General features: G+C 44.0%; 25 protein-coding genes and 1 pseudogene. All 26 read left to right on the plus strand.

Features of this window, described 5'->3' with window-relative positions:
* The first annotated feature begins 6 nt into the window (after positions 1-6).
* The 26 genes and pseudogenes from rsmH to G414_RS0105025 all read left to right on the plus strand — a co-directional run bounded on the left by rsmH (position 7) and on the right by G414_RS0105025 (position 26,221).
* Complete coding sequence (gene rsmH / locus G414_RS0104900; RefSeq protein WP_022791737.1) at positions 7-951, plus strand: 16S rRNA (cytosine(1402)-N(4))-methyltransferase RsmH; 945 nt, start codon at positions 7-9, stop codon at positions 949-951.
* A gap of 28 nt (positions 952-979) precedes the next feature.
* Positions 980-1,348 (plus strand): cell division protein FtsL, encoded by a 369-nt coding sequence (gene ftsL, locus G414_RS0104905; RefSeq protein ID WP_022791738.1) that lies wholly within the window; start codon positions 980-982, stop codon positions 1,346-1,348.
* Between the two features lies 1 nt (position 1,349).
* Complete coding sequence (locus G414_RS0104910) at positions 1,350-3,539, plus strand: penicillin-binding protein (protein WP_022791739.1); 2,190 nt, start codon at positions 1,350-1,352, stop codon at positions 3,537-3,539.
* Between the two features lie 22 nt (positions 3,540-3,561).
* Complete coding sequence (mraY, locus tag G414_RS0104915; RefSeq protein WP_022791740.1) at positions 3,562-4,551, plus strand: phospho-N-acetylmuramoyl-pentapeptide-transferase; 990 nt, start codon at positions 3,562-3,564, stop codon at positions 4,549-4,551.
* Positions 4,552-4,626: 75 nt separating this feature from the next.
* Positions 4,627-5,967, plus strand: coding sequence for a UDP-N-acetylmuramoyl-L-alanine--D-glutamate ligase (murD, locus tag G414_RS0104920; RefSeq protein WP_022791741.1), 1,341 nt, complete (start codon positions 4,627-4,629; stop codon positions 5,965-5,967).
* Between the two features lie 10 nt (positions 5,968-5,977).
* Positions 5,978-7,078, plus strand: coding sequence for an undecaprenyldiphospho-muramoylpentapeptide beta-N-acetylglucosaminyltransferase (gene murG / locus G414_RS0104925; protein WP_027694552.1), 1,101 nt, complete (start codon positions 5,978-5,980; stop codon positions 7,076-7,078).
* 49 nt (positions 7,079-7,127) lie between these two features.
* Positions 7,128-8,144 carry a cell division protein FtsQ/DivIB gene (locus G414_RS07320; RefSeq protein ID WP_022791743.1) on the plus strand — a complete coding sequence of 339 codons (1,017 nt, stop codon included), beginning with the start codon at positions 7,128-7,130 and terminating at the stop codon, positions 8,142-8,144.
* A 119-nt stretch (positions 8,145-8,263) separates the two neighbouring features.
* Positions 8,264-9,637 (plus strand): cell division protein FtsA, encoded by a 1,374-nt coding sequence (gene ftsA / locus G414_RS0104935; protein WP_022791744.1) that lies wholly within the window; start codon positions 8,264-8,266, stop codon positions 9,635-9,637.
* 26 nt (positions 9,638-9,663) lie between these two features.
* Entirely contained in the window at positions 9,664-10,905 is a 1,242-nt protein-coding gene (gene ftsZ / locus G414_RS0104940; protein ID WP_022791745.1) for a cell division protein FtsZ, read from the plus strand.
* A gap of 10 nt (positions 10,906-10,915) precedes the next feature.
* A complete protein-coding gene (locus G414_RS0104945; RefSeq protein WP_022791746.1) occupies positions 10,916-11,368 on the plus strand; it encodes a cell division protein SepF in 453 nt (150 codons plus the stop codon).
* Positions 11,369-11,390: 22 nt separating this feature from the next.
* On the plus strand, positions 11,391-11,660 hold the full coding sequence (locus tag G414_RS0104950) for a YggT family protein (protein ID WP_022791747.1): 270 nt from the start codon (positions 11,391-11,393) through the stop codon (positions 11,658-11,660).
* Positions 11,660-12,445, plus strand: coding sequence for a YlmH family RNA-binding protein (locus tag G414_RS0104955; RefSeq protein ID WP_022791748.1), 786 nt, complete (start codon positions 11,660-11,662; stop codon positions 12,443-12,445). Before G414_RS0104950 ends, G414_RS0104955 begins: the two co-directional genes overlap by 1 nt.
* 14 nt (positions 12,446-12,459) lie before the next feature.
* A complete protein-coding gene (locus G414_RS0104960; protein WP_022791749.1) occupies positions 12,460-13,134 on the plus strand; it encodes a DivIVA domain-containing protein in 675 nt (224 codons plus the stop codon).
* A gap of 267 nt (positions 13,135-13,401) precedes the next feature.
* Entirely contained in the window at positions 13,402-16,197 is a 2,796-nt protein-coding gene (ileS, locus tag G414_RS0104965) for an isoleucine--tRNA ligase (protein ID WP_022791750.1), read from the plus strand.
* 122 nt (positions 16,198-16,319) lie between these two features.
* On the plus strand, positions 16,320-16,982 hold the full coding sequence (locus tag G414_RS0104970; RefSeq protein WP_022791751.1) for a histidine phosphatase family protein: 663 nt from the start codon (positions 16,320-16,322) through the stop codon (positions 16,980-16,982).
* An 18-nt stretch (positions 16,983-17,000) separates the two neighbouring features.
* A complete protein-coding gene (locus G414_RS0104975) occupies positions 17,001-17,663 on the plus strand; it encodes a tetratricopeptide repeat protein (protein ID WP_022791752.1) in 663 nt (220 codons plus the stop codon).
* Positions 17,647-20,160 carry an SF1B family DNA helicase RecD2 gene (gene recD2, locus G414_RS0104980; RefSeq protein ID WP_022791753.1) on the plus strand — a complete coding sequence of 838 codons (2,514 nt, stop codon included), beginning with the start codon at positions 17,647-17,649 and terminating at the stop codon, positions 20,158-20,160. The genes G414_RS0104975 and recD2 overlap by 17 nt, the downstream gene beginning before the upstream one ends.
* 74 nt (positions 20,161-20,234) lie before the next feature.
* Complete coding sequence (locus tag G414_RS0104985) at positions 20,235-20,954, plus strand: YebC/PmpR family DNA-binding transcriptional regulator (protein ID WP_022791754.1); 720 nt, start codon at positions 20,235-20,237, stop codon at positions 20,952-20,954.
* Between the two features lie 248 nt (positions 20,955-21,202).
* Positions 21,203-22,657, plus strand: a complete 1,455-nt coding sequence (locus G414_RS0104990; RefSeq protein WP_022791755.1) for an NCS2 family permease — start codon at positions 21,203-21,205, stop codon at positions 22,655-22,657.
* Positions 22,658-22,790: 133 nt separating this feature from the next.
* A pseudogene (locus G414_RS07705) lies at positions 22,791-23,618 on the plus strand (ATPase, T2SS/T4P/T4SS family).
* A 10-nt stretch (positions 23,619-23,628) separates the two neighbouring features.
* Positions 23,629-24,630, plus strand: a complete 1,002-nt coding sequence (locus tag G414_RS0105000) for a type II secretion system F family protein (protein WP_022791756.1) — start codon at positions 23,629-23,631, stop codon at positions 24,628-24,630.
* On the plus strand, positions 24,624-24,947 hold the full coding sequence (locus tag G414_RS0105005; protein WP_022791757.1) for a competence type IV pilus major pilin ComGC: 324 nt from the start codon (positions 24,624-24,626) through the stop codon (positions 24,945-24,947). The genes G414_RS0105000 and G414_RS0105005 overlap by 7 nt, the downstream gene beginning before the upstream one ends.
* Before the next feature lie 19 nt (positions 24,948-24,966).
* Positions 24,967-25,326 (plus strand): hypothetical protein, encoded by a 360-nt coding sequence (locus tag G414_RS0105010; protein WP_022791758.1) that lies wholly within the window; start codon positions 24,967-24,969, stop codon positions 25,324-25,326.
* Complete coding sequence (locus G414_RS0105015) at positions 25,313-25,492, plus strand: hypothetical protein (protein ID WP_022791759.1); 180 nt, start codon at positions 25,313-25,315, stop codon at positions 25,490-25,492. Before G414_RS0105010 ends, G414_RS0105015 begins: the two co-directional genes overlap by 14 nt.
* Complete coding sequence (locus G414_RS0105020; protein WP_022791760.1) at positions 25,489-26,049, plus strand: hypothetical protein; 561 nt, start codon at positions 25,489-25,491, stop codon at positions 26,047-26,049. The genes G414_RS0105015 and G414_RS0105020 overlap by 4 nt, the downstream gene beginning before the upstream one ends.
* Positions 26,003-26,221, plus strand: coding sequence for a hypothetical protein (locus G414_RS0105025; protein WP_022791761.1), 219 nt, complete (start codon positions 26,003-26,005; stop codon positions 26,219-26,221). The genes G414_RS0105020 and G414_RS0105025 overlap by 47 nt, the downstream gene beginning before the upstream one ends.
* The last annotated feature ends 93 nt before the right edge of the window (positions 26,222-26,314 follow it).

The following is a 26,314-nucleotide window of genomic DNA, read 5'->3' on the forward strand; positions in this document are numbered from 1 at the left end:
GTTGGCATGACAGCATTTGAACACGTAACGGTACTATTGAATGAAGCAATTGAACAATTAGCTGTTCAACCGGCTGGACAGTACGTAGATGCAACCCTGGGTGGGGGCGGACATTCAAAACTGTTAGCCAGCCAGTTGCGGCAAGGCCATTTATGGTCCTTTGATCAAGATATAACGGCTATTCACTATAACGAAGAACACTTGGCGGCAGAAATTGCCGCTGATAAGGTCACGTTGATTAATGATAATTTTCGAAATCTAACCCAAGACTTAGCCCAAGTTGGGGTAACCAGAGTTGACGGTGTTCTTTATGACTTAGGCGTATCATCACCTCAGTTTGATGATGGTAAACGAGGTTTCTCTTATAACTATGAGGCGCCCTTAGATATGCGGATGGACCAAAGCCAGGCTCTAGATGCCTATCAAGTGGTCAATACCTGGTCTTTTCATGATTTAATGCGCATTTTGTCCCGTTATGGGGAGGAACGTTTTGCCAAACAAATTGCCCGAGGAATTGAACGTGAACGAGCGAAGGCGCCAATTGAGACGACCTTTGACTTGGTCAACATTATTAAAGATGCTATACCTGCAGCAGCCCGACGAACTGGTGGTCACCCAGCTAAGAAGTCTTTTCAGGCTATTCGAATTGCGGTTAATGATGAGTTGGGCGCAGTGGAAACATCTTTAGAGCAGGCCTTGGATATGTTGGCTATTCATGGACGCATTGCGGTTATTACCTTTCAATCCCTAGAGGATCGATTAGTTAAGTCGATGTTTCGTGAGCGCGCAAGTCTCCCTGAGTTGCCAGCAGGTCTACCGGTGATTCCAGCTGAATTGGAACCGGATTTTAAGTTAATTACGCATAAACCAATTTTGCCGAATGAGCAAGAGTTAAGTCAAAACCACCGCGCACATTCAGCTAAGTTGCGCGTCATTGAACGGATTAAGTAACGTGTGATTTTATGAAAGGATATCAACAATGGCAGCTTCCTCAGAGTTTGACTATATACAACCGCAAAGACGGCCCCAACCTACTGGTGGGCAGCAGGTTAAGCCTATACGTCGTAAATATGCAAAGCCAGTATGGAGCTTGATGGATAAAATTTGGCTGGGAGCTGCCCTCGTGACGGCTGTTGTTATGATGTGCCTGGTCGTTTATATGTCAAATCAAGCTGCAATGAGTAGCGAACATCTCAGTCAGACGACTGCTCAATTAAGTACAGTTCGTAATCAAAATACGGATTTAAAAGAAGAGATTAGTCAGTTAACGAATCCAAGCCGGTTAGATCAGGTAGCAAAAAAATACGGCCTATCACTGAATAATAATAATGTTAGGAATGTAAAATAACATGGTAAAAAAGAAACGGACATCATTGACCCAAGCAGATCAAAATAGTCGGCAGACAGGGAAGTTCTTACTGTTTGCGATGTTGGGGACGCTTTTGGTTTTAGGAGTCCGTTTTTCTTATGTGGCGATTACTAAGGATGTTAATGGACACCATCTTGACCAGGCAACTCAGCAACTTTATCAAAGTCAAAATGTTGATTTAGCCAAGCGGGGTACCATTTATGATGCGGTCGGGAATCCGTTAGCAGAAAATGCGACGGCCTATACTGTTGTGGCGGTACTAGATAAGCGCCAGGTTGATGCAAACGGACATAAGGCCTATGTGGCTAAGCAAGACGATGTGGTGGTAAGTCAAAAGCTTGCCCAACTATTGGGAGGAAAAGCGACTGATTATCATCAGATTTTGCAACGTGGACGCAAACATGAATTGAGTCAGGTTCAATTTGGTAGTCGAGGAAGTCGGTTGACCAATGAGACTTATCGTAAGGTTAAAGCTGCAAAAATACCTGGTATTACCTTTGTGACCGGCCCAGCTCGTTTCTATCCGAATGGGGTTTATGCCTCCAACCTAATTGGATTAGTAGCGGCTGTTGATGATAAGAAGACGGGCTTAACCGTATTAAAGGGGCAGACTGGAATTGAAGCCGGCTGGAACAAGCAGTTATCAGGACGTAATGGCTTCAAATCCAACGCAATTGATACAGCGAGTGAGCCCCAGAAAAAACAAACAACGACAAAAAATGGGTATGACATATATACGACTTTGAACGCTAATTTACAGTCGACATTGGAAAAGCAAGTTGGCGATTTAGACAGTAAAATGGCGCCTAAGTCAGTAATAGCCGTTGTGATGGATACCAAAACAGGAGCTATTGTCGCTGAGACCCAGCGACCTTCCTTTGATAGTGCAACTGGGAAGGCACCTGGAGATTTTTGGTCCAATGAATTATCGCAGTCGGCTTACGAACCGGGTTCTGTTATGAAGGGAGTTACCTTGGCGGCAGCGATTGATACCAATCATTGGGATGGTGATAGTTTTTATCGTTCTGGTAAACTTAAAGTTGGCGATCAAACCGTTAATGATTGGAATGCTGGCCAGGGCTGGGGCACGATTACCTATGAAGAAGGGCTAGCAAAATCTTCAAACGTCGCAATGGCGTTGACAGAGCAAAAAATTGGCTCTTCAACCTGGCATGATTATTTGCAGCGGTTTCGTTTTTTGAAATCGACCCAGTCTGGTTTACCCAATGAGGCTACTGGAAGTATGCAATTTAGGTATCCAATTGAGCAAGTTAGCACGGCCTTTGGACAAGCGATTTCAGTGACCCCCTTACAAATGATTCAAGCCTATTCGGCAATTGCAGGTGATGGACACTTGATACAACCGCATGTTATTAGTAAAGTTGTTGATCCTAATACCCAAAAGGTAGTCTATGAGGCAAAAACTAAAAAAGTAGGTCAGCCAATTAAGCAGGCTACTGCAAAAGCAACCCGTAAAGCTTTGGAAGGGGTTGTATATTCTGATAAGGGATTTGGGCAGGCCTATGCAATTCCTGGTTATCGCACGAGTGGTAAGTCAGGAACAGCCCAAATTTCAACGGCACAAGGCTATAGTGCACCTGGTGATAGTAAGAATGAAATTCATTCTTGGATTGGAATGGCACCAAGTGACCATCCACGTTATTTAACGTATGTCGTCGTTAAACAACCCCAAAAGGATGTGGGAAATGTGTCAAAGAACATGGCCCAGGTGTTTGTCTCGGTGATGAAACAAGCGCTGCAAATGTCAGCTGATGATACTAAAGTTGTGGTCAGCAAGCAGCAAGAGGTTAAGATGCCAACGATAGTAAAGGAAGCACGACAACGAGCGGAGCAGGATGTTAAGGCTGCCCGCTTAGATCCAGTTGTGATGGGTGATGGTGATAAGGTGGTGTCACAATATCCTGCTGGTGGGCAGTCGACCTTGGCTGGCCAACGGGCTTTCATTAATACTAATGACCAAATTCGCGTGCCAAATATGCACGGATGGTCGAAAAATGACGCTTTGATTTGGGCTCGTTTAGCCAACATTAAGCTCATTGTCAAGGGCAGTGGCTTTATTGCTACTCAGTCTGTGACAGCTGGTACTAATATTGAAGATGGCATTCATGAGTTAACGGTTGAGTTAAAGCAACCTAAGATAAAACAATAAACGGACTAAAAGGAGAGCAAGCATGAGTACTTGGATGGTTGGTTTAGGAATGGGCTTTTTATTGACCTTGGTGGTTGAGCCTAATCTGCGAAATTATTTTAAACGCATTAAAGTTGAACAGTTAGTGATGCGAACAAATGGTCGTGGTCCTGATCACGCTGCTAAGGCTGGTACACCGACAATGGGAGGCGCTGGTTTTATCCCGGTAGTCTTGATTGGCTATCTCATAATTGGTGGTCTAACGCATCATTATGCTGCAACGGCATTTGCCACGTTGATTGGTATTTTCTTGTATGCCATTGTCGGTGGCTTAGATGATAGTGTAAAGATCTTCAATCAACGGGATGAAGGATTTCGTTTCTTACCGAAATTAACAGTTGAAATTTTGGCAGCAATCCTGGGGGCTTTGGTACTTTGGTTTGGTCATTTTGATTTTGTTTTACCATTACCCCTGGGCTTGCCGGCTGTGCATAGTGTTTTAGTTTATACACTTTTTACCATTTTTTGGTTAGTGGGTTGGTCTAATGCAACGAACTTGACTGACGGTTTGGATGGATTAGCGGCTGGTGCAGCGATTATTGCCTATAGTGCTTATTTGATACTAGCCCTTCAAGTTGGGGATAGCGCCATGGCCTTGGTCGATGCTCTGATGGTGGGGGCCTTGTTGGCCTTTATGATTTTCAACCGCCATCCAGCCTCTATTTTTATGGGGGATACAGGTTCTTTGGCGCTCGGTGCAGGATTAGCTATGAATTCGCTAGTCCTCCACCAGCCTTGGTCGTTATTACTGATTGGGCTAGTATTCATGTTAGATACCTTATCAGTTTTGATTCAGGTACCGGTCTATTATTTTACTGGGAAACGGGTTTTCTTGATGACCCCCATTCATCACAGTTTTGAAAAGGGAGGCTTAACAGGAAATGTAGAGCATCCTTGGAGTGAATGGCGAGTAGATGGCTTCTTTTGGGGGCTTGGTTTGTTAGGAGCGCTCCTTTATTTCATATTCTTTTAGTAAAACACTCAAATAAGAGTAAAGTGGTTTCAGCAGACCACGTACATAGCGCATCGTTAGGGAAAGGTGGCAGTAATGCAGGTATTAGTCATTGGGTTTGCCCGTTCTGGGGCAGCCGTAGCAAAATTATTACAGGCCGAGGGCGCCAAGGTTACAGTGTCTGACCCCAAGTTAGACTTAGATGATCCAAAAGTGAAGGCCTTAGCAGCCAAAGGGGTAACCTTTACAAAGGACCAAGACCCAAGTCTTTTAACCCATGTTGATTTAATCGTGAAGAATCCAGGGATACCTTATTGGATTCCAATCTTGAAAGCTGGACAAGCCGCGGGAATTCCGATTGAAGTTGAAGTAGCACGAGCACAAAAATATATTCAAGGCCCTTGGATTGCAGTGACTGGATCGAATGGGAAAACCACAACGACTAAAATGATTGCGGCTGTTTTAAAGGCTAATGCAAAAGATCCAGCGACAGTTAAAGTGGCGGGGAATATTGGCCTTCCGGTTAGCGAACTAGTGCCAACCTTAAAGCCGACTGATACTGTCGTAACCGAACTATCGTCTTTCCAGTTACTTGGGTTACCGGCAGCTAGACCTCATATTGCGGTCATTACCAATATTTTTTCATCGCATTTGGATTTTCATGGTAGTCGCGAGGCGTATATCTCAGCTAAGCTGAATATTACCCGCCATCAATTAGCAAGTGATTTTCTGGTATTGAATTTTGACCGTCAAGAATGGCGCGACTTGGCTAAGGAAACGGCGGCCCAAGTGATTCCTACCTCACGAAAAGGACTGTCACACGAAGGCGCCTATCAAGAAGCAGGCTGGCTTTACTTTAAGGAGGAAGCTATTATGCCAGTGCTCGACCTTGGTGTACCCGGTGAACATAATATTGAAAATGCATTAAATGCCATTGCTGTTGGCAAGTTGAGTGGCGTCCCTACCGATAAGATAGCGCAAGCGTTGAGCCAGTTTCAGGGCGTACGCCACCGCCTACAAAAAGTTGGAAAGATTACGGGACGACTAGTCTACAATGATTCAAAGGCTACTGATATTGAAGCTACTGAGAGTGCGCTTTCTGGCTTTAAACAACCGATTGTGCTTTTAGCTGGTGGGTTGGACCGTGGCGATGATGAGATGCGCTTGCTGTCAGCTGTACAGGGTAAGGTGAAGCAATTGATTGTGTTTGGTCAGACAGCACCTAAATTAATAGCACTAGCAAAAGCAGCTGGTATTCCAGTTGTACAGACACAAGATGTTCAAACGGCGGTACCACTCGCCTTTGCTAAGAGTCAGCCAGGCGACGTGATTTTGTTGTCGCCTGCCGCGGCTTCTTGGGATCAGTATCCAAGTTTTGAAAAACGAGGCGATTTATTTATTGATGCGGTTGAGCAGTATGCACAAGCAGCAAAGTGAGGTGACTGATATGCGCATAGTATTTTCTGGTGGCGGAACAGGTGGTCATATCTACCCAGCGTTAGCAACGATTAAACAGTTAAAGGCGACCGAGCCAGCCACTGATGTTTTGTATATTGGTGGCGAGCGGGGGTTAGAAAAGCAGATTGTGCCAGCAGCCAATATTCCCTTTAAGGCTTTGGCTGTGCAGGGCTTTAAGCGGTCCTTATCATTGGATAATGTTAAAACAGTCTATCTGTTTTTGACGGCAACACATCAAGCTAAGCGTCTTTTAAAGGCCTTTAAGCCTGATGTTGTCGTGGGAACAGGTGGTTATGTGTCTGGGCCGGTCTTGTATGCGGCACAGTTATTACATATTCCAACGGTGATTCATGAACAAAATTCTGTCGTTGGTGTGACCAACAAATTTTTAGCCCGACATGCTGATAAGGTTGGGGTAGCCTTTGCCGCTGCAAAGTCGGCCTTTAAGCCAGCACAAGCTGTTTTAGTCGGTAATCCGAGGGCTTCAGAGGTCGCCCATAGCCAAGCAGAATTTGACTGGGCAAACTATCATTTTTCAAAAGACATTCCAACTGTTCTAATTTTTGGTGGTTCACAAGGTGCTCTGAAGTTGAATCAAGCTATGGTTGAGGCCATGCCGCAGTTTAATCAGGTTACTTACCAGGTGCTTTTTGCTACTGGAACGAAACGCTTTGCTGATGTGCAAGCTGCGCTTACTAAACAAGGATTGAATTTAGCAAAAACGATTCAAGTGGTACCCTATATTGAAGATATGCCAGCATTAATGCCAGCCGTTGATTTAGTAGTGGGTCGAGCAGGGGCGACGAGCATTGCTGAGCAAACCGCTTTGGGTAAGCCAATGGTCTTGATTCCAAGTCCCTATGTGACAAATGATCATCAAACTAAGAATGCCCGCTCATTGGTGAATGCTGGCGCAGCAACGATGATTACTGAAGATGAACTAACTGGTAATAGCCTCTTTAAAGCGATTGATGAAATCATGCAAAATGTACCCAAACGGCAACTGATGGCCGAAGAAGCTAAGAAACTAGGCCAACCAGACGCGGTAAACCAATTTATTGACTTAATTAAGCTAGTGGCAAACAAATAGTCTAAAGCAACATTCATGAATGAAAAGGTAGCGAAAGGAGGGAGAATCGATGGCAGAGGATACAGACAAACAAGCACAGCAAACGAGTCACCCCTTGGACGTTAAACATCATTCTCCCTCCATTCAGGAACATTTAGATCAGCTTTTAGAAACACAAGCAGATTCAGGGGAGAAGGCCGGCCAGCAGGAATCAACCCCCCGGTCATGGGTTTTGCAAGTGAAGGACTGGATAGCAGGTACTTGGGTGCAAGTCATGAGACGCTGGCAGTGGCCAGCCTTACATGCTTTAGTCCAAAAAAAAGGTATAAAAAGTAGGGACCATGCTAATGGCGTGGTGCAAACAAAGCATCAGCATGGTCAGGTCGACTTACATGCTTTTTGGCAGCAGTATCAGATTGGACTTAAATGGCTAGCCACTTTTCTGGGGCTAGCGATAGTGCTGTTGTATTGTCTTTCCCCACTGGGCACTGCCCAACATTACCGAGTGGAAGGTAACACAGAAATTCCTGATCAACAGGTGCTTAAACGAGCCGGTTTAACAACTGGGCAATCACTGGGCCTTATTATGACGAACCAAAGCTATTTTTCAAAGCTGGCTAAACATAACGATCCACAAATTGCAAATGTGCATTTTGAATTTGATTGGCCAAACACCATTGTTGTTAAAGTTAGTGAAATTGCTATGGTTGGTTATGTCCAAAGTGGGGCAGATTATATCCCCGTGTTAGCCAATGGGCAAGAATTAAAGCAAGATAAGGTAACTGGACCGATCGCAGGTTTACCAGTTTACAATGGGTTTACCAAGCGACAAAAACGTGACCAGGTGCTAAAACAGTTCGCACAAATGCGGTTACCCATTCGCCATGCCGTTTCAGAGGTCAATTGGTCGCCAACCAAGGAAAACCCTCAGCGGTTGCTCATTTACATGAATGATGGCAATGTTGTGCTGGCAAATGCCGATGATTTTGCTAAAAAATTTAAGTTCTATCCTAGTATGGCTGCTCAAAGTGCTAAACCGAGTTTGATTGATATTCAGATGGGTGCATATGCCAAACCATTATCTTAGAGTTTTAGGGCTAAAAATCAGGGTGGCTCCCTAGTAGAAAATGGGTAAAGTGTGGTATTATTTTAAGGAAATGTTTATTTATTTAACTAAGTTAGACAAATCAGTAGAGGAGGGGAAAAATGGCCAACCATGGATTAATTGTTGGGCTTGACGTCGGTACCAATACCGTTAAAGTTTTGGCAGCTGATGTGCGTGACCAGCAAGCAAATATCGTAGCCGTTGGCCGAGCAGTCGCCCACGGTGTTCGAAAGGGTGTTGTCGTTGATATTGAGGCAACTGCTAACGATATTCGTCAGGCAATTGCTCAAGTTAACGAACAAACGCAAACGCCGGTCTCTGAAGTAGTTGCGTTAATTCCGGCCAAAGAGGTTCAAATTAACGTGATTTCAGGACAAGTGAGTGTTCAGGATAGTCAACACATTGCCTATACTGATGTGCAAGCAGTCGTTAAAGAAGCACTCAAAGGTCAGGTAGCAGCTGACCGCGAAGTGGTTGACTTAGTTCCCAACGCTTTTGCCGTTGATGACTTTGAGGGGGTGCAAGATCCTAACGATATGGTTGGGATGCGCTTAAAGCTTACTGCCACGGCCTATACAACACCTAAAAATGTTTTAACTAATTTACGATTGGCTATTGAAAAGGCTGGCTTACACCTACGAGACTTTGTACTAGCGCCCTTGGCAGCTTCTAAGACCGTTTTATCAGATGCTGAACAAGAATTTGGTAGCATTTTATTAGACATGGGTGCTGGTCAAACAACCGCCACGGTGGTTCAAAACCATCAGTTAAGGTTTATATCAACCTTCCCTGCTGGCGGTGAAAATATTAGCCGTGATATTAGCACTGTCCTATCAATTGGCAATTATGATGCTGACATGTTGAAGTTAGATTCGGGCTTGGCCCTGGTTAAAAAGGCTAACCCAGCTAATCTCTTAGTAATTCAACCGGTTGGTAAGGAAGAAGCTGAACAGATTGCCGAACCTTATCTAACTGAAATCATTGCTGCGCGCGTCGACCAAATCTTAGAAAAGATAGGGACTCAATTACAAGCAGTTAGTGCTTTTGATATGCCTGGTGGGATTACCCTTATTGGTGGTACTGCTGCGCTTAGAGGGATTGATGAAGCGGTTAGTGAGACTTACCAGGTACCAACGCACCAATTTGCTCCCGATGATATTGGGTTGCATCATCCGGGAATGGCCGGTGCTTGGGCAGCAGTTCACTATGCTGCTTTACAAACGCCAGTAGAGTTGATTGTTAAGCAGGCCTTATACGGATTACCCCTACACTTTATTGGTCAGCCACTGATTGCGGCTTCGGCTAAACGGAACCCAGCTAAACAGCAAGCAGCATTGACTAAACCAGTTTCCAAGCCAGTTGAGGTTCCCGAAGTGGCTGAGACGACTAACGATATAATAAATAAACCAACACATCAACAAGCTAAACAAGGCTTTTCGCGGGTAAAGCGTTTTTTCCGTGAATTCTTTGATTAATCAGGACAAGATACAAGGAGCTCGATATGGATTTCCAAATGGATACAGGTGCAAATCAAGAATATGGCGCAACGATTAAGGTAATTGGTGTTGGTGGCGGTGGTGGTAATGCCGTCAACCAAATGGTCAGTGAGGGTGTTGAAGGGGTAGAGTTCATTGTTGCTAACACTGATGCTCAAGCCCTAGAGGGGTCCGCCGCTGAACATAAGATTCAAATTGGTTCTAAAGCTACGCGCGGCCTAGGGGCTGGCGCACGCCCAGAAGTTGGTGAGGCTGCTGCAAAAGAAAGCGAGCAAGAGTTAGCGGAAGCCTTATCAGGGGCTGATATGGTTTTCGTAACTGCAGGTATGGGTGGTGGCACCGGAACTGGTGCAGCCCCTATTGTAGCCGAAATTGCCAAGGAGTCTGGCGCACTAACGATTGGTGTTGTCACCCGTCCGTTTTCATTTGAAGGTCCCCGCCGAGGAAAGTCAGCGGCTGAAGGATTGGCTAAATTGAAGGAAAATGTTGACACTTTGATTGTCATTTCCAATAATAATTTGCTACAGATCGTTGACAAAAAAGCCCCAATCATGGATGCCTTTAAGATGGTTGATGATGTCTTATTGCAGGGTGTATCGGGTATTTCTGACCTAATTACGAAACCTGGTATTATTAACTTGGATTTTGCAGATGTTAAAACAGCCATGGCTGGACAGGGAACTGCTTTGATGGGAATCGGGGCGGCTTCTGGTGAAAACCGGGCAGCTGAAGCAACCCGCAAGGCCATTGCCTCACCTTTGTTAGAGGCTAAAATTGAAGGTGCAAGTAATGTCTTGATGTCAATTAAGGGTGGCACAGATATGTCCTTGTTTGAAGCGCAAGAGGCGTCAGAAACAATTGCCCAAGCGGCTGGTACAGATGTCGATATCATTTTTGGAACAACGATTGATATGGATATGGATGGCGAGTTAGTGGTGACGGTAATTGCTACGGGTATTGATAAGGCTAAGACCCCTCGACCTGAATTAAACTTGGGTCAGAATGTTGCTAGCCCATTTGAGACTGTTACCGAAACTAAGGTAGAAGTTGAAGAACAGGGAACCCCAGATGTTAAAACAAAAGCAAGCAGTGATGATCCTTTTGCTAATTGGCAAATTGGGCAACAAAAAACACAGGCTGAGCAAACAACGACGGGTGCTCAGTCTGCACAGGCTAGTGACAATCCAGCTAGTGATGAGCTTGAGCGGCCAGCCTTTTTCAATTGGAACAAACGAGGGGATAAGTAGGTGATAAGCGATGCCATTTAATTTTAGAGAATTTTTCGGTGTCGGTGACGATTACTATAAAGATGAGGTTGTCGACCAACCTAATGAAGAAGTCGGACCTGAAAGTGGCCGTGCAGAGAATATGCATGAACAAGCCACCCGACCAACACAAAGAGCAAAGGTGTTAAGTATGGATGGATCAAATCGGACAAGTGCTTCTAAAATTGCGTTATATGAGCCGCGCACCTATGCTGATGCACAAACTATTGCAACCCAAATATTGCAAGGAGAAGCGGTTATTGTCAATTTTGGATCCATTGATGAAAAAAACCAATTACGCGTGCTAGATTATATTGCAGGGGCTACCTTTGCAGTGGATGGAATGGTAGAACGGGTTGGTGAACAAATCTTTTTAGCCACACCACATAATTTTGAAATTACCGGTTCATTATCGCAGAATATTGGGGCCCAATTTAATAACTAGGTCCAGACATATAGGAGTAGCTATGGGCATCATTATCACCATTTTGATGGGAATTGTTAAATTTTTTGAAGTTATGATTATTATTTCTGCCCTCATGTCCTGGTTACCTGGGGCCCAGCAGTCGAAGCTAGGCAGCTGGATTAGTCAGGCAGCCGATATTATTCTTGATCCAATTCGGCGCTTTATGCCACGGGCAGGGATGTTTGATTTTTCACCAATTATTGGAATTTTAATCTTGCAGGCAGCTGACTATGGGATTATGGCTATTATACAGATCTTAATGGGGCAGTGATGGAAGCTAGCATAACACAGCATTTTCGTCCCGATGAGGCCCCTTTCATTCGTCAGGTAGAGGCCTGGTTGAGCCAGGTTAGTGGGGAATATCGCCCCGTCCTAACAGATTTTTTGAATCCACGACAACGTTATATTATTCAAACACTGACTAATCGAGTTTCAGATATCTCGTTTTATGAGGCAGGAATTTTTACGAATGCCGAGAGTCAACGGGTAATGTTAGCACCAGTTTACTTTACTCCTGAAGCCACAGATTTTGACTTAAGCCTGTTAACCCTTCACTATCCAATCAAATTTGCCAGCTTAAGTCATCGGTCTATTTTGGGTGCATTAATGCATGCTGGATTGAAGCGAACAGGAGTGGGCGATATTGTGACCGATGGGCAAGGGCAGTGGCAGTTAGCTACTACTAAGCCCCTTGGTCAATTTATCAGTCAGCAGGTTGATCGCGTGGGGCGTACTAAGGTTACCTTAACGGAGCTTGATCAAGGGCTAGCCCTTAAGCCAGCCCTTAACTGGCAAGAAGAAACATTCACGGTAGCTGCCTTGCGCTTAGACAGTGTGTTGGCAAAGGTTTACCATATGTCACGGAATGATGCTAAACATGTGGTGGAAAACGGTCAGGTACGAATTAACTGGACAGAGTGCCAACGCCCGGACTATACTTTAGGTGTACGTGATTTAATTTCCGTACGCCATTTTGGTCGCTTTAAAATAGTGGCTGATAATGGATTAACTAAAAAAGAAAAAATTCGGCTAACTGTGGCCGTGTTGAAAAAATAGATGGGAGTTTAATTATGCCAACAACACCTCAAGAAATTCATGCAAAGCAGTTTACAACCCGATCAAATAAGTGGTTTGATAAGGCGGAAGTGACTGACTTTTTAGACCAAATTGCGGTGGATTATGATAATCTGTTGCAAGAAAACCAGTCTTTGAGGACTAAGTTGACCGAAGCGGACGCTAATGCGACGCAGGTTGAAGAGATGAAACAATCAGTTAATTCATCAATCTTAATTGCACAAGAGGCAGCCGATCGTTTGAAGAAGCAAACGGAAGCGGAAGCGGAAGCAACGTTGCAGCAAGCTCAAACTGAGGCCCAAAAAATTGTGATGGAGGCGAATGCTAAGGCGAATGCACTTTTGACTGAGAGTCAGCAAAAGAATGAGACTTTGGTTGCCCGTCACGAAACCTTGCAACGAGAAATGACGGAATTCAAGGGTCGAATCGCTAATTTATTGAATGCACAATTAGACTTATTGGATAGCGATGGCTGGGCAGAGTTCCAAGGACCCACAGCAGCCGTGGAGCAGAACAGCCAAGTAGCAGCACCAGCCTATCAACAAGATCAGGAAACAACGACAGCCAGTTCTGAAATGGCCCCTTCAGCTGATGCTGGGGCGAAGACAGAGACCGTGGTTATTTTCCCAGACTTAGATGATACTGATGATACTTTCTTGAATAAGGATTAATGATTCGTTAAGATAGAGAAGCAGTCTTTTGGCCAAACGGTAACATGTATTCTAGGCAGCGACTTGGGGAATGGTGTGAGCCCAAGCTAGTGACGCATGTTTACTTATCAGCAAAAGGTTAACTGAATAGATATTCGAATTGAGGCTACCAGCTGAGTGAGTAGGTAGTAAATAGTTGGGTGGTACCACGTTAATAGACGTCCCGGACTGACAGTAGTCAGTTTGGGGCGTCTTTAATTTTAAACAACATGAGCGAGGAAAATGCTAATGAGAATGAAGAAAACGTTAAATTTAGGGAAGACCAAGTTTCCAATGCGTGGAAATCTTCCCCAAAAAGAATTAGAACGGGAAAATATTTGGTTTGAGAATAAGGTTTATGAGCGCCGGCAGAAATTAAATGCGGGCAAGCCTTCCTTTATGTTGCATGATGGCCCTCCATATGCAAATGGAAATATTCATATTGGACACGCCATGAACAAGATTTCAAAGGATATTATTGTTCGTTATAAGTCAATGAATGGGTATTATGCACCTTTTGTTCCTGGTTGGGATACGCATGGGCTACCAATTGAGCAACAGCTCACTAAGGCTGGTAAGGATCGCAAAAAGGTCAGTCCAGTGATTTGGCGTAAGATGGCGGCTGAATATGCAGATAAGCAGGTTAAAAAACAGATGGCCGACTTCAAACGGTTAGGTATTGCTGCGGATTGGGATCATCCTTATTTAACGAAGCAACATAGCTTTGAAGCTGGTGAGGTACATGTTTTTGCTAAGATGGTTGAACGGGGCTTAATTTATCGGGGACAAAAGCCAGTCTTTTGGTCTTGGTCTTCAGAATCTGCCTTGGCGATGTCAGAAATTGAATACCATGATTTAACCGCGACGGCAGTAAGTTTTGCTGAACAAGTAAAAGATGGAAAAGGAATTTTAGATTCTGATACCTATCTAGTTGCATGGACGACAACACCATGGACAATTCCGGCTTCGGAAGCCATTGCAGTTAATCCAACGATGTCATATAGTGTCGTGAAGCCAGAAGGTAGCCAAAAGAAGTACGTGGTAGCGACTTCATTGTTGGCCCAATTAGCACAAACCTACGCGTGGGGTGCATACCAGGTTGAAAAGGAAGTCTTAGGGGCTGACCTAGAGTATATTACAACGCAGCATCCATGGATGGATCGTGATATTTTAGTGATTACAGGTGATCATGTGACGGATGAAGCGGGAACTGGGTTAGTGCATACAGCACCTGGATTTGGTGAAATTGACTTTTATGCTACGCAAGACTATGACTTGCCAGTGATTATGAACGTAGATGATAAGGGCTATTTGACGGAAGAAGCAGGGCCTGATTTAGCTGGTATTTTTTATGAAGATGCCAACCAAATTGTTTTGGACAAATTGGCTGAACATGATGCCTTGGTCAAGGCCAGCGATATTACACATAGTTATCCCTTTGATTGGCGAACGAAGAAACCCGTTATTTTCAGGGCGGTTCCACAATGGTTTGCATCACTAAAGCCAATCCGCCAAGAAATCTTAGCTAGTTTAGACGATGTGACTTTCCAACCTGATTGGGGTAAAAAACGTCTTGGTAATATGATTCGCGATCGTGGTGACTGGGTCATTTCGCGTCAGCGTGTTTGGGGCGTCCCATTACCAATTTTCTATGCTGAAGATGGCACGGCCATTTTAGAGCCTGACCTGATTGAACATATTGCTGATTTGTTTGCAAAACATGGAGCAGATATTTGGTTCGGCTGGGATGCTAAGGACTTGCTACCAGCTGGTTATCAAAATGAGCATTCACCACATGGAAGCTTTACCAAGGAAACGGATATCATGGATGTTTGGTTTGATTCGGGAACATCATATGAAGGGGTCTTAGTGGATCGACCAGACTTATCTTATCCGGCTGATTTGGTTTTGGAAGGCTCAGATCAATATCGTGGTTGGTTTAATTCCTCATTGATTACGTCAGTTGCAACGCATGATCAGGCACCTTATCGCCATGTCCTATCACAGGGATTCACTTTGGATGGACATGGTGACAAAATGTCCAAGTCAATTGGGAACACCATAGAACCAGCTGAAGTAATTAAACGTAATGGGGCGGAAATTATTCGTTTGTGGGTAACGTCAGTCGACACATCTGCTGATGTGCGCGTCTCTGCAGAGATTATGGATAAGCAGGCTGAGGTATATCGTAAGATCCGGAATACCTTCCGGTTCCTATTGGCCAACACAGCTGATTTTGACCCCAGGGTCGATCAAGTGGCCTACTCAGATATGACGCCTGTAGACCAATATTTCTATGCCCGCTTTAATCAACTCATTCAAGATGTAAAGGCTGCCTACGATCACTATGATTTTCAGGCCGTTAATAAGTTATTGATTAACTTTATTAATGTTGACCTGTCAGCCTTTTACTTAGATTTTGCTAAGGACATTTTGTATGTTGAAGCTCCTAAGGGCCATTTGCGGCGGTCTATTCAAACGGTCCTTTATCGGGTCTTAGTGGGACTGGATAAGTTATGGTTGCCAATTCTGCCTCATACGGCTGAGGAGGTCTTTGATTACTTACCAGCTGAGGAAGGTGATTTTGCTTATTTGACAGAAATGGTTGAACCAATTGATTTAGGTGATACAGACACATTGATGGCTAATTGGCAAGCCTTTATGCAGCTGCGGGATGCAGTGAATAAGGCGCTCGAGGTGGCTCGTGATAATAAGTTGATTGGTAAGCCCTCACAGGCGGCCGTGACCTTGTATCTCACGGACGAACAAGCAGATTTGTTAGCTGCCCTAGGACAGGATGTCCGGGTCTTACTGATGGTTTCGCAATTGCATTTAGCACGGGTAGAAGAAGCCGGTTCTGATGTACCAACCTATGATGGACTCAAAGTTGCGGTTGCCCATGCGCAAGGTGAGGTTTCACCACGCGATCGGATGTATCATTTAGACATTGGAGCTGACCCTGATTTCCCAATGTTATCAGCACATGAAGCAGCGATTATTCGGGAAAACTTCCCGCAAGCATTAGAAGAAGGATTAGAAGAATAGTTATCTACGGAAAAAGTCCAGTGTCCCGCTAACGGTCAGTGGGCTTTTTCTTTTGATAGGGGGTTAAAACTCAACTAAGAGTCCTTTATAATGAAGAAGAAATGCATCGAGAGGAGTAAGTTATGACCACCATATATTTAGTTCGACATGGTCGTACAGAATGGAATCAAGCAGGTCGCTTACAGGGGGCCCATGGGGATTCACCATTATTAGCTGAATCATATCAACAGATTAAACAATTGGCGACTTATTTAAGACCCATTGATTTTGCCCGGGCCTTTGTAAGCCCAATTAAACGGGCCCAAGATACAGCTCGATTAACTTTAGCAGACATGCAAGTGTCAATACCATTGACGACCTTAGTCGACTTGCGGGAGTTTGAGATGGGCATTTGGGAAGGTTTAACTTATGAAGAGGCAAAGGCTAACCATCCTGCTATGTTTGCTGCCTATCGAACGGCACCTCAAAAGTTTGTGGCGCAAGAAGTTCCTGGTGCAGAAAGCTTTCAAGGGTTGCAGGATCGGGTTAGGGGCGCGATTCAAACCCAAGTGCAACGTTATGGTGGCCATGACGTTAACTTACTTTTTTTTAGCCATGGAATGGCCTTAACCGCCGGCATTAATGGGTTACTAGGGCAATCAATTGACCATTTGCGGGATGCGGGTGGGCTGGGTAACACCAGTACGACGGTGCTAAAAACCAATGATGGGCGCCACTATGACCTAGTTGTTCGTAATGATACGCATTATTTAACTGACGTTAAGCAGGGAAATGATAATTTTTAAAGATTGGATGGTAAGCAGATGACTAAGGATCAGGAGCAAAGCGAGGTGATTCATCGTTTAGTGCAAGCAATTGAGTCAGATGCTGATAATTGGTCAGCCTATGTTGATTTGGTGTCGGCTTTAACTGCAGCGCATAGCTTGCCACAGGCAGAAGAACTTGGTTTAAAGGCCTTGGCCCGTTTTAGTGACCTGCCTGTCGCCAGGGATGAATTACAGTATGCTTTGGGTAATGTCTATTATCAAGCGGGAGATTTTGATCGGGCTAACCATTTTTTTAGTACCATTGAAGCCAAGCGATTAAAACATGATGCAACCTTGATGCAAGCACAAAGTTGGTATGGTCAGCGGCAGTATAAGCGCGCTTTAGCGTTTGCTTTAACTGCGGTTCAACAGGATCCAAATGATGTGATGGCACAAGATTTATTAGGTGATCTTTGGTTAAGCCAAAATGACTTAAAACGGGCTAAACAGGCCTTTGAGATGGCCTTATTGCAGCAGGTAGATGATTTTAGGGGTAATTTTGGTCGAGGACTGATTGCATTGATTGAACAGGGATTGGATGATAATCCTTGGCTTAAGCGGGCTCAATTAAGGAATCCTGAGCGTTTTGTACAAGAGCAAGAAAAGGTTGATGACCTGTTGACTGTTTTAAAAGGGGGTCAGCATGGACAAGGAAGCTGAGCATGCAAGCCTGGTAACAAAATCTTTTGGGGAAGACCAGCCCCAATTAGTGGGTGAGGTGAGTCATGTTGTGTTTGCAGCTCCTGATTCGTTTTACAAGGTTTTAGCAGTAAAAATTCAGGATAAGACCTTTGAGTTTGATGACGACGAGATGACGGTAACTGGAAACTTCGGGGATATTCATCCAGGTGATAGTTACATCTTTACTGGAAAGCTAACCCACCATCCCCGTTTTGGGGATCAATTTGCTGCTGATAACTATCAACACCAGGCTATTGAATCAGTAGCTGGTGTGATTAAATACTTATCAAGTGACCAGTTTAAGGGAATTGGTGAAGTGACGGCTAAGAAGGTGGTGACAGCGTTAGGGAAGGATGCCATTGAAAAAATTCTGGCAGATCCAACAGTATTAAAGCAAACTGATTTATCACCAGCCTTGCAGGCAACCTTGGTGAAGCAATTAGCTCAGTCTGATGGGGTGGAACGCACCATCATTACGTTAAATAATTACGGCTTTGGGACCACCTTAGCCAATAAAATTTATGAAAAATATCAGACGGCCACGTTGGAACAGCTGACAACGAATCCTTATCAGTTAGTGCTGGATATTGATGGAATCTCCTTTAAGCGAATTGATCAACTGGCAGCTGAACGAGGCTTTCCCGCAGCGGATGAGCATCGAATTCAAGCGGCGGTCATGGCTACGTTAAGCCGGGTAACCTTTGAGTCTGGCGACACATATAGTGATTACGATAGTCTTTTAGATCAAACACGGGCGCTCCTTGAGCAGGCCCAAAATACGCCCATTGAATTAGCCTTGATTCAAAAAGCCCTTTTGCAGTTAACCGGAGAGGGGAAGATTGTTGCTGAAGGTGATCATTTGTACCTGAAGGCCTTATTTGACGCAGAAGAAACAACGGCTAAAAAATTGTTGGCCTTAAGTCGCCTAAAAGGACATAGTTACCAGCGTAAGGCAGTGGTTAAGGAATTAGCTGCAGTTAAAGAACAAAATGCCTTTACCTATGATTCTATGCAGGAAGATGCTATCATTGCAGCCTTAACGAATAATCTGTTTATCTTAACAGGAGGTCCGGGAACTGGTAAAACGACGATTATTAATGCGATTGTTACGACCTATCGGCGGTTAGCACGACAAGATGGGGTAAAAGATAGGGACATTGAAAAGGGGATTCTGTTAGCGGCTCCTACTGGTCGGGCAGCTAAACGGCTGTCTGAAGCCACTGAGTTGCCAGCATCAACTATTCATCGCTTGTTAGGTATTACGGGGCGGGAATCATTAGATACAGTTGAGATTGAGCCTTTAGTAGGTGGCTTAGTCATTATTGATGAGATGTCGATGGTGGATACGCAACTTTTTGCTTTATTGTTGTCGGCGATTCCCGCCGGGATGCATGTTATTTTAGTCGGTGATAAAGATCAGCTTCCCTCGGTTGGGCCGGGTCAAGTGTTTTTTGATTTATTGGCTAGTGGTTTACTGAATTATCGAGAGCTGGAAACGATTCATCGTCAAGGAAAGGGGTCGAGCATTATTAGTTTGGCCAGCGACGTTAAGCAAGGACGGTTACCAGCAGATTTTACCCAGCAACAACCTGATCGTTCTTATTTTAATGCTCAAACGACCCAAGTACCTAAATTAGTGGCGCAAATTATAAAAAGTTGGCAGGCCCGTGGAAATAGTGTTGCAGATATGCAAATTTTATCGCCCATGTATCGTTCACCGGCTGGCGTGCACCAGTTAAATCAAATTGCCCAGGAAATTTTTAATCCGGCCAAAGCAAAGCGACGTGAATTAGAGGTGAAAGTGGGAGACTTTGCTTACACCTTACGCATTGGCGATAAGGTGATGCAGACTAGTAATGATCCAGAAAACAACATTTTCAATGGCGACATCGGTTATGTGTCAACAATTTTATTGGCTAAGGATAAAGACAATGAAACCCATCGTGATATGGTTACCGTTGATTTTGCTACGGGACCAGTGGACTATGGTCGACAAGATTTACCACAGTTACGACTCGCTTATGCAACGACCATCCACAAAGCACAGGGGGCTGAGTACAAGTTGGTGATTATGCCGATGGTAGCTGCTTTTTCACGGATGCTACAACGCAATCTCCTTTATACGGGCCTAACCCGAGCTAGTGAATCCCTAGTATTGATTGGTGATGTGCAGGCCTTTAACCAAGCTGTTCAAACGCAAGGGATTGGGCGTAAAACAACATTGAAAGAACGTTTGCAGCAGGAAATAGCCGGTTCGTTGCCAAGTCAAGCACCTGATCGAGTGGCAGACGAAGGTGCAGTTACCGTTAAACCAGTAGGGGCGCATTCAGTTAAGGATAATGCAACCAAAAGCGGACCAACGGTCAGTCACCAGTATCAACTAACTGCAGCTTTAATTGCAGCGGAAACGATTGATCCCAATATTGGCATGGCTGGTTTAAAACCAACTGATTTTATGCCGGCTAATCAGGGATAATGCTAGCAGTTTGCATGTCTTTGCAGCTGTGGTAAAATAAGAAAGTATATTTTCGATGAAAAGGAGTTAACGACATGTCAGGACATAGTAAATGGCATAACATCCAGGGACGTAAGAATGCCCAAGATGCTAAGCGTGGTAAGATTTTCCAAAAATTGTCTCGTGATCTTTATACGGTAGCTAAAGAAGGCGGTGCTGACCCAGATTCAAACGCACAGCTACGTTTGGTCATGGATAAGGCCAAGGCTGCCAACATGCCTAAGGATAATATTCAACGTGCCTTAGATAAGGCATCTGGTGTTGGTGGTGCTAATTATCAAGAGTTACGTTACGAAGGCTATGGTCCTGCGGGTATCGCAGTCATGGTAGAGACGCTAACTGATAATACCAATCGGACGGCTTCAGCTGTGCGTTCTAGCTTTAAGCATTATGGTGGTGAACTAGGAACGAGTGGTTCAGTGGCTTACCAATTTGATCGGAAGGGTTATATTGAAATCCCACGGGATGATGATCATGACTACGATGAAGATCAGCTTTTGGAGGACATGCTCGAGGCTGGCGGTGAAGACATGAAGACCTATGATGATCAGTTTGAAATCTATACCGATCCTAAAGACTTCAAGATGGTCCGGGATGCACTTGCAGAAAAGTATGATTTGGTGAATGATGAAGTGACCATGATTCCACAGAATCCAGTTGCTGTACCAGAAGATAAGCGTGAAACTTTAGCTAACCTTGTGGACGAGTTAGAAGAAAATGATGATGTTCAAGTTGTCTATACAACTGCTGAGTAAGTAATATATGAACATTTTAAAAGGAACCGCACATAATGTGCGATTTTTTTGTTGACGAATAGTAAAAAATGACCTATTGTAAATATTACACATTCAATATTTTGACGTCGTTAACGTGTTCTGCCACAGACAGCAAGATATAGTATCTTTTTGGGGTCACTGGTGAGCCCTTGCATTAAGATTTTCTATGTTGCTACTGGTTGCTTGGCTGCAGGTTAGCAGGGCTTTATAAGGAGTAGGAAACTGAAATGCTAGAACATTATTTTAAGCTTAGTGAGAACCACACGAATGTGCGCACGGAGGTCTTGGCAGGATTAACGACCTTTGTCGCCATGGGGTATATTCTTTTTTTGAACCCGGCTGTGCTCTCGATGACTGGAATGCCTAGCCAGGGTGTTTTTCTGGCCACTATTTTAACAGCGGTTGTGGGAACTTTAATCATGGGCTTATTTGCTAATTTGCCCTATGCCTTGGCACCATCAATTGGCATGCAGGCAATGTTCACCTATACGATTGTTCTTGGTTTAGGGTATACTTGGCAACAGGCTTTAGGGATGGTTTTCTTGGTGGGTTTAGTGGATGTCATTATCACGTTAACTAAGGTCCGTTCAGCCATTGTCAAGGCCATTCCAACCTCACTAAAACATGCAATTTCAGCCGGAATTGGCCTGTTTATTGCCTATATTGGCTTAAAAAATGCGGGTTTTTTGCAGTTTATCGTGGATCCAGAAAATATTATTAGTTTGAATGGAAAACCATTTCAGGCCCAGCATAGTGTCGATCATATTCAGAGCCTGGTAGCCAACGGTGGGATTACACCAGAAATTAGTGCTTTTAATTCTGCACCGGTACTCTTAGCCTTAATTGGCTTTATTATCTTGGTCGTCTTAGTTGTAATGAATGTGCCGGGCGCCTTTTTGATTGCTGTTGCGGCAACAACTTTGATTGGGATCCCAATGGGAATTACCCAAACGAACTTCAATCTTATGCAGTCCTGGTCACAAACCTTCCATGATTTTGGTATGATTTTCGGTCAGGCATTAGGGCCTAAGGGCTTGTGGTCGATGTTTACATCGCCTCAACATATTTTAGTGGTCTTACTAACTGTCTTAGCTATGGGTCTATCAGGATTGTTTGATGCCATTGGAACCTTTATTGGAACAGGAATGACTTCTGGTATTTTTACGCCAGCCGATCAAAAAGAATTTTATGAAGGTAAGGGTTTTAAGTCGAAGATGGACCGTGGTTTAGTTGCGGATACCTTTGCGACCATGATGGCTGGTATTTTTGGAACCTCTAATACAACGACGTTTATTGAATCTACGGCTGGAATAAAGGCGGGAGGACGCACTGGACTTACTTCGGTGGTTGTAGCAATTTGCTTTGCTTGTTCAATCATTATTGCACCCTTGGTTGCCATTATTCCAGCGGTTGCAACGGCGCCCATTTTAATTATTGTCGGAATCATGATGATGAATGAGTTTAAGGCAATTAATTGGGAAGATATCGAAGTGGCGATTCCTGCCTTTTTCACTGCCGCTTTCATGGCCTTTTCCTATTCTATTTCTTATGGCTTAGCAGCCGGCTTTATTTTTTATGTTTTAATCAAGTCTATCAAGCGTAAGTTTAATCAGATTAGTCCTATTTTATGGATTGTTACCTTCTTGTTTTTACTGAATTTCATTTCATTAGCTTTAGCTTAGACAACGTAAAGATTAATAAAAAGGCTACCCGGTATCGTTCGGGTAGCCTTTTTATATTATTTTTAAAAATCTTAGCTGGTTGAACGTCCTTTTAACCGTAAGGAGGAGTAAAGTGATGCACACTTTGTTTTTGATGTTGATTCAAAAAGCGCTGGCCGAGCAAGTAAGTGATCTTTATCTCTTACCCCAGGGTCGTCAAGTTAAAGTAGCTTTATTTGCACAAGGTGCATTTAGACCTGTCCAGACCTTATCCTTAGTAGAAGGAGGAAAGTTGGTGCGGTATATTAAGTACCGAGCACAGATGGATTTAGGTGAGCAACGGCGCCCCCAAGCTGGTCAGCTAAGTCTCCTTGTAGATCAGCAAAACTTGCATTTAAGAGTGTCAACCGTTGGGGATTTTTTAAATCAAGAGTCCTTAGTTATACGGTTACTTTATGACATAGCTCACCAAGGTCTAAAGTGGCCTAAGCTACTTTATGGTAGCCAGTTTAAGAACTAGTTTCAAAGGCAAACCGGGTTAATCTTAATTGGCGGTGCTATTGGGACTGGTAAGACATCCTGTATGCATTATCTAGCGCATACTTATTTGAAAAATCGTTTAATTGTGACCATTGAAGATCCAGTAGAAATTGTACAACCTAATCTTTTGCAATTACAGGTGAATCACCAGTTAGGGATGGACTATACCGCCTTAATTGAATTAGCGCTACGCCATCACCCTGAAGTGTTGATGATTGGTGAAATTAGGAATGAGGCAACGGCCTTAGCTAGTATCAAAGCCGCTCTGAGTGGGCATTTAGTTTTAGCCACGATTCACATTCAATCTGTCGATAGTATTTTTGCCCGGTTAAAAACCCTAGGGGTGCCCTATCAGTTGGCACAAACAGCTTTGACCCAGGGCTTTTACCTCTCAGGCAATCCCGTAATAAAACACATCACGTCATTAAAACCAATCGAGTGAGGACGAAAGAATGAAACGGTGGAATCGGTGGAATCGGTGGCAACAAATGACCTTTTTGGAACAGCTGGGCCAGCTATTGGCAAATGGTTATCAACTTCCGCTGGCATTAGACTTGGTAGGCAGTTTGATACCGGTACTGAAAAAGGATCTAGTGGTATGCCAGCAGCGCTTAGAGCAGGGTGACACATTGGCGGAAAGTTTAAATCCCTATCTGCGCCCGCTACTTTGTGAACAACTTGCTTTAAGCCAATTGCATGGCCAGCAGACGGCCCTTTTAATTGCTCTGGGCAAGCGGGATCGCTTAGTTTATCAACAACGACAGAAAATGCGGCAGCTTTTGCTGTATCCGTGTTTTCTTTTACTGACGTTGGGGCTTCTTTTTGCTGTGATGATGGTTTTTTTGCTACCGCACCTGCAAACATTAGGGCATGTGCAGGCGGGCTTACCTGACTGGGTAAACGTTACCGGAGTAATGTTGTTAAGCCTATTACTATTAGGCATGATGATGGGCGTGTGCTTGATTCGTCGTTATCAGTTAAATTGGCTAAAGGTAGGGCGGCAATTACCCATAGTAGGAGCTTATTTTCGACTAAGTATTGACTATCACCTATGTTTACAAGTGGGTTACATCATGCAAAGCGGGGTTAGCCTAGCCGCAGTAGTCTATTACTGTCAACATTTTTCACATCTGGTATTTAGTAATCTGATTGGGACAAGTGTGCATGATGCATTTAACCGTGGTGCTTCACTAAGTCAAGCCTTACAAGAAGTTGATGGTTTATCACTGGCAGCCCGTCAATTGTTTATGAAGGGAAAGCCGCAAGAAGAAGTGGGGGCCGACCTTATCATGTACTCACAAATGTTAGTTGAACGGATGGAGCGCTTAGTTAATCAATGGCTGGGGTGCCTGCAACCACTAGCTTTTATTGTCATTGGTATCTGTGTTATTGGTTTATACTGTTGGCTTTTACTGCCTTTGTATCAAAATATTGGAGGGATGACAACATGGTAAGGCGAGCAAAAGATTGTTGGCGGGCTGGTTTCACTCTGATAGAAGTGGTGACGACTATTTTTATCATTGGGCTTTTAATGATGTTAGTGCTACCCAATATGAACCGCATTCGAGAATTTGCACAGCAAAAGCAACGATCTGCCCTGATTCATACTTTACAAACCCAAGTTGATTTGTTTCGTGGCGAATTTCCACAGCAAAAAGTGACTTTGCCAGATTTAAAAAGTAAGGGTTATTTGACGACTGAGCAACTAAAACAACTTGAGGAGCAAGGGGTTAAATTAGTGGGAGGACGCATTGAAAAAAATGTACCATAGGTTGAGGAGGGCCTACCTTTTGTCAGAATGTTTAGTCGTTTTAGTTGGTGTCTGTACCTTTGCTAGCCTATCATTAGGCCAGATCAAACCACCCCGTACTTGGCATCAGGTCATGAAAGATTTTGACCTGGCCTTTCATGATGCTCACCAAGCAAGTCAGTTATATGGTCACTATTTGTTAGTAGGAGCAGAGAATGATTACATGTGGATTAACGACCATACGATTTACTTGCCATCTGGTTGGCACCATGATAGCGATACCTACGTGAGGTATCATGGTTTGACTCCCGTTGGCCGATTATCATTTAGTAATGATCGTTTAGAGGAAACGAAAACAGTTGTCTTTCAAGTAGGAGGGGGGACGTATGATTGGCGTTAACAGAAAAGGATTTATTTTAGCTGAGGTGATTTGCTTATTGGTATTAATGACGAGCTTAGCTCAGTTGGTACTGACCTTTCATGAGCACCATTTAGCACAAATAAAGTTGATGGAGAACCAGCTGGCCGACGCTAAAGCAGCCTATTTTCACGTTGCAACATCATGAAAGGGCGACTGGGAAGCTTGTTAGTTGAACTGATGGTAGCCTTGGTATTGTTAGGTGGTGTTTGTCAGATTGGGTTTGGAATTATAAAAGGGTTGCAGTTAGGGGAAACGACTTTAGTGCGGCATCGTAGACAGCAGGCTTTGCGACAAGCAATACGCAAAATAGCAACTTTACTACCAGGCTACCAGGTAACCTCATGGTACCGTTACGGTTTTACGATTGAAAAAGAAGAAACTGAATATGAGATTCGGCAAGTTAAACAGGTTGTAGCGTTGCGAAAACCGGCCGGTGGTCATTACGTATTATTGACACAAGTTGGTGCGTTTACCTGTCAATGGATAGCTCCCAGGCGACTTAAAGTTATGGTGACGTTTTTGGACGGAGTAAAAATAGTTGATGAAATCGAATCCGAAGTTACGTATGTCGCGGGCAGGCTTTTTTCTGCCGACCGCTTGGGGACTTTTGTTATTGGCGACCACCTACCTGACCCTTTATTTAGGGGCGGCGCGGATGGACATTCAAGGACTACAGAGAGAAATTCATTTTTGGCAACATAGAAAGGCAGCCCTGTTATGGTGTAAAGAGGCTGCTATAACGGGCCGCTATCTCTTTGAAACATCAGGAAAGGTACGAGTAGAAAAGAAATTAGATAAACAAGGAGCATGGTGCTATCTTGTGACCTATCCAAATGGAGAAAAGTATCAATTTTATTTAGAAAAGAAAGCATGACAGAGCTAGTAGCTAATTGGTTTGCCACAGGACATGCTAGGTACACAGCTCTTTAAATGCTACAATGAGTAAGTAAAACTGATTGCAAGCATT

Origin of the sequence: Weissella halotolerans DSM 20190 (assembly GCF_000420365.1) — a bacterium.
Classification (GTDB): domain Bacteria; phylum Bacillota; class Bacilli; order Lactobacillales; family Lactobacillaceae; genus Weissella; species Weissella halotolerans.

Bases quoted from the DNA above. Each gene is read 5' to 3' on its own strand.
- rsmH (WP_022791737.1), top strand. From the start codon at position 7: ATGACAGCATTTGAACACGTAACGGTACTATTGAATGAAGCAATTGAA.
- ftsL (WP_022791738.1), top strand. From the start codon at position 980: ATGGCAGCTTCCTCAGAGTTTGACTATATACAACCGCAAAGACGGCCC.
- G414_RS0104910 (WP_022791739.1), top strand. From the start codon at position 1,350: ATGGTAAAAAAGAAACGGACATCATTGACCCAAGCAGATCAAAATAGT.
- mraY (WP_022791740.1), top strand. From the start codon at position 3,562: ATGAGTACTTGGATGGTTGGTTTAGGAATGGGCTTTTTATTGACCTTG.
- murD (WP_022791741.1), top strand. From the start codon at position 4,627: ATGCAGGTATTAGTCATTGGGTTTGCCCGTTCTGGGGCAGCCGTAGCA.
- murG (WP_027694552.1), top strand. From the start codon at position 5,978: ATGCGCATAGTATTTTCTGGTGGCGGAACAGGTGGTCATATCTACCCA.
- G414_RS07320 (WP_022791743.1), top strand. From the start codon at position 7,128: ATGGCAGAGGATACAGACAAACAAGCACAGCAAACGAGTCACCCCTTG.
- ftsA (WP_022791744.1), top strand. From the start codon at position 8,264: ATGGCCAACCATGGATTAATTGTTGGGCTTGACGTCGGTACCAATACC.
- ftsZ (WP_022791745.1), top strand. From the start codon at position 9,664: ATGGATTTCCAAATGGATACAGGTGCAAATCAAGAATATGGCGCAACG.
- G414_RS0104945 (WP_022791746.1), top strand. From the start codon at position 10,916: ATGCCATTTAATTTTAGAGAATTTTTCGGTGTCGGTGACGATTACTAT.
- G414_RS0104950 (WP_022791747.1), top strand. From the start codon at position 11,391: ATGGGCATCATTATCACCATTTTGATGGGAATTGTTAAATTTTTTGAA.
- G414_RS0104955 (WP_022791748.1), top strand. From the start codon at position 11,660: ATGGAAGCTAGCATAACACAGCATTTTCGTCCCGATGAGGCCCCTTTC.
- G414_RS0104960 (WP_022791749.1), top strand. From the start codon at position 12,460: ATGCCAACAACACCTCAAGAAATTCATGCAAAGCAGTTTACAACCCGA.
- ileS (WP_022791750.1), top strand. From the start codon at position 13,402: ATGAGAATGAAGAAAACGTTAAATTTAGGGAAGACCAAGTTTCCAATG.
- G414_RS0104970 (WP_022791751.1), top strand. From the start codon at position 16,320: ATGACCACCATATATTTAGTTCGACATGGTCGTACAGAATGGAATCAA.
- G414_RS0104975 (WP_022791752.1), top strand. From the start codon at position 17,001: ATGACTAAGGATCAGGAGCAAAGCGAGGTGATTCATCGTTTAGTGCAA.
- recD2 (WP_022791753.1), top strand. From the start codon at position 17,647: ATGGACAAGGAAGCTGAGCATGCAAGCCTGGTAACAAAATCTTTTGGG.
- G414_RS0104985 (WP_022791754.1), top strand. From the start codon at position 20,235: ATGTCAGGACATAGTAAATGGCATAACATCCAGGGACGTAAGAATGCC.
- G414_RS0104990 (WP_022791755.1), top strand. From the start codon at position 21,203: ATGCTAGAACATTATTTTAAGCTTAGTGAGAACCACACGAATGTGCGC.
- G414_RS0105000 (WP_022791756.1), top strand. From the start codon at position 23,629: ATGAAACGGTGGAATCGGTGGAATCGGTGGCAACAAATGACCTTTTTG.
- G414_RS0105005 (WP_022791757.1), top strand. From the start codon at position 24,624: ATGGTAAGGCGAGCAAAAGATTGTTGGCGGGCTGGTTTCACTCTGATA.
- G414_RS0105015 (WP_022791759.1), top strand. From the start codon at position 25,313: ATGATTGGCGTTAACAGAAAAGGATTTATTTTAGCTGAGGTGATTTGC.
- G414_RS0105020 (WP_022791760.1), top strand. From the start codon at position 25,489: ATGAAAGGGCGACTGGGAAGCTTGTTAGTTGAACTGATGGTAGCCTTG.
- G414_RS0105025 (WP_022791761.1), top strand. From the start codon at position 26,003: ATGGACATTCAAGGACTACAGAGAGAAATTCATTTTTGGCAACATAGA.